2 protein-coding genes are annotated in these 3,067 nt (G+C 72.6%); both read right to left on the reverse strand.

What is annotated here, in order from left to right; all coding sequences use genetic code 11:
- Nucleotides 1–153 precede the first annotated feature (153 nt).
- A complete protein-coding gene (lhgO, locus tag ACLN58_RS20135) occupies nt 154–1,407 on the reverse strand; it encodes an L-2-hydroxyglutarate oxidase (protein ID WP_415857009.1) in 1,254 nt (417 codons plus the stop codon).
- The coding region (locus ACLN58_RS20140; RefSeq protein WP_415857010.1) for a PEP-utilizing enzyme at nt 1,404–3,067 on the reverse strand (1,664 nt) is incomplete at its 5' end. The genes lhgO and ACLN58_RS20140, both read right to left, overlap by 4 nt.

Consider the following 3,067-nt stretch of genomic DNA (forward strand, 5'->3'; position numbering starts at 1 on the left):
GCGCACGCCCCAGCGGCCGCCGCCTGACGCACCGCTCACCCGCCAGTCCGCTCCTGCTCATCTTGGTCTTCGGATCGGAGCGAATCGCCCTGTGACACGGCCGTTCTGGGCCGGATCGGGGATCAAGATGGGCAGGAGCGGACGACCATCGGGTTACCCGTCCCGCAGCGCGACCCCGAGGTGTTCCCGCAGCACGTACTCGGCGATCGCCATCGAGGACGTCGCGGCGGGCGAGGGCGCGTTCCGGAGCAGCGTCACGGACCCGACTTGGTCCACGGCGAAGTCGTCAAGCAGGGAGCCGTCCGCGGCCCACGCCTGCGCCCGCACCCCCGCCGCGGTCTTCTCCGCCAGATCAGTAGGCCGCAGCTCCGGCACGAAGGCCCGCGCCTGCCGGTAATACAGGCTCTTCGCGACCGAGGCCGAAACCTCGCGCACCCCCATGCGCCAGTGCTGCCGGAACAGCGCGGCGGCCCCGGGCCACGCGAGCGAACCGACGGTGTCGCGCACCGACACGCTCCCCCAGCGGTACCCCTCGCGCGCGAGCGCGGGCACGGCGTTGGGGCCCACGTGGACGTCGTCGTACACGCCGCGCGTGAAGTGCACCCCCAAGAACGGGAAGCGCGGGTCCGGCACGGGGTAGATCATGCCGCGGACAAGCGAGGCCCGCGCGGGCGCGAGCGTCCAGTACTCCCCGCGGAACGGCAGGATCCGCGGCGACGGCGACGCCCCGACCATGCGCGCAACGAGGTCCGACTGCAGCCCCGCGCACACGATGAGCCGATCGAAGGTGTGCGTCCCGCTCAGGGTCGCGACCGTCGTCGTCCGTTCGCCGGCCCGCACCCCGACGACCTCGGTGCCCAACAGCACGCGACCGCCGGCCCGGCGAACATCGCTGGCCATGGCCTCGGTGATCGCCGCGAAATCGACGACGGCGGTGTGCGGCGAATGCACGGCCCCCACCCCGGCGACATGCGGCTCGAGCTCCCGCATGCGCTCGGGGCCGATGCGCGCGAGGTCCGGTACGCCGTTGGCCCCGGCTCGCCGCTCGATCTCGTCGAGCCGTGGCATCTCCTCAGGCGTCACGGCGACCACGAGCTTGCCGAGCTCGCGGTACGGGAGCCCGCGGTCCTCGCAGTAATCGCGCGTCAGCCCGCGGCCCCGCGCGCACAGCGCGGCCTTGAGCGATCCCGGCTGGTAGTAGAGCCCCGCGTGCACCACGCCGGAATTGTGGCCCGTCTGGTGTGCCGCGACCCGACGCTCCTTCTCGAGGACCGAGACGTCGAAGCCGCCGGTCAGCGCGAGGGCCCGCGCGATCGCCATCCCCACGATCCCGCCGCCCACAATCCCGACGCGCTCGGTCCCGATCCGGGTAGTCCCGATCCGGGCGGCTCCCGCCTGCCCCGTCACGCGGCGTCCACCCGGCCTCGGCTCCCGTCCACGCGGACGCGCTGCCCGTCCCGGAGCACCGACGTGCCGCGCCCGGTGCCCATGACGGCGGGCACACCATACTCCCGCGCGACGATCGCCGCGTGCGAGCCCAGCCCACCCGTATCGACGACCACGGCGGCCGCCCGAGCGAAGAGCGGTGTCCACGAGGGGTTCGTGTTCGGGCACACGAGCACCTCGCCCGCGCGCAGCGCCCCGAACTCTTCGGGTCCGTGCACGATCCGGACCGGCCCCTCGGCGACCCCGCCGCTCGCCGCAGTGCCAGTCAGAAGTGCGCCAGCGCCGTCGTCGGTCTCGCGCGGTACGACGACCGCGAGGTCCAGCATCGGCACGCCCGCGTACTCACGGCGCAAGGCCGCCCGGCGCGCGACGACGGCACCCAGGCGGGCGCGTTCGTCGCCGTCCATCCCCTCGGGCGAGCTGATCGCGCGGAGCTCTTCGAGACGGAGGTGGAAGACGTCCTCCGCCGCGGGGAGCGCGCCCGCGGCCACGAGCCGACGGCCAAGCTCGAGGAACGTGGCCCGCAGCGGCGGCAGGACGCGCGTGATGAAGAAGTGGGTGTCCTCCCTGAATGCGAGGCCATGCCGCGCGGCATCCACGATGCCCCGAGCGGCGCGCGCCGCTCGCCGCCATCGCAAGAGCGGGTGGGCGAGGAGTTCTTCCAGCGCAGCGTCGCCGGGGTTCACCCCCCGCTCCCGCGGCGGCTCCGCGGCCGCCGCCTGGATCATCGCCACCACGGGTGTCGGGTCGTCGCGCCACGTCGGAGCGGTCGCGATGACGATGCTCACCGACTCGCGATGCCCATACGTGGAGAGGTATTCCGTGAACCTTTCTCGAAAGTCCGCGAATTCGGGGCGCGTGCGGACAGCGTCAAGGAATTCGCTCGCGTCGAGTTCCTGGGCCGCAGCAGACAACGCAGGATCCGCACGCACGACGTCGGCGAGCGCCTCGAGCGCGTCGTTGCCAGCGCGGGTCCGGGTGCGCGCCCCCGCAACGAGCGGCGACGCGAGCCTGTTGAGGCCCATCAACGCAAGCCCGAGCCGCAGCGGGGCAAACGGCAGGAACGCGCCGGGAAGATACGCGGCGCGGATTCGCGCTAGTGGCTCCATGGCGGCGGTGCAGCGATCGACGCGGTCCAAGAGTCCGGGCCATGAAAGCGTTGCCGGGTCTTCGGTGTCGAGGGCGTCGACGGCAGCCTCGAACTCGGCGAACAGCCGGTCCTCGGTCCAATCGCTCGTCCGGTAGCGCCGGGCGCGGCGAAGAACGGCGAGGGGCGCACCGAAGGTGAGCAGGCTGGGCCGAGGCTGGGCTGGGACAAGCTGCAGGGCCACGCCGTCCCGCTCGCGGACGAGCCGGCCGAGCGGTGGAAAGCGGACGCCCACGCTGCCCATCATGATGCCGAGCATCCGTTCGACGCCGGGGCGCAGCCACCCTGTGACGTCGAGCGGATACGGGCGCGACGTGAACATCTCCAGGAAGAACGGCGTCATCACCTTCTGAAAGCGGTTGAGCACCGGTGGCTCGAGCGGGAGCGCGGTCATCGGCCGAGCCTGCAGGAGCACGATCCGCCCGCCGTCGAGCGCCCACTCTATGTCCTGCGGGACGCCGAAGTGCCGCTCTG

This window comes from Sinomonas sp. G460-2 (genome assembly GCF_047759905.1).
Taxonomy (GTDB): Bacteria; Actinomycetota; Actinomycetes; order Actinomycetales; family Micrococcaceae; genus Sinomonas.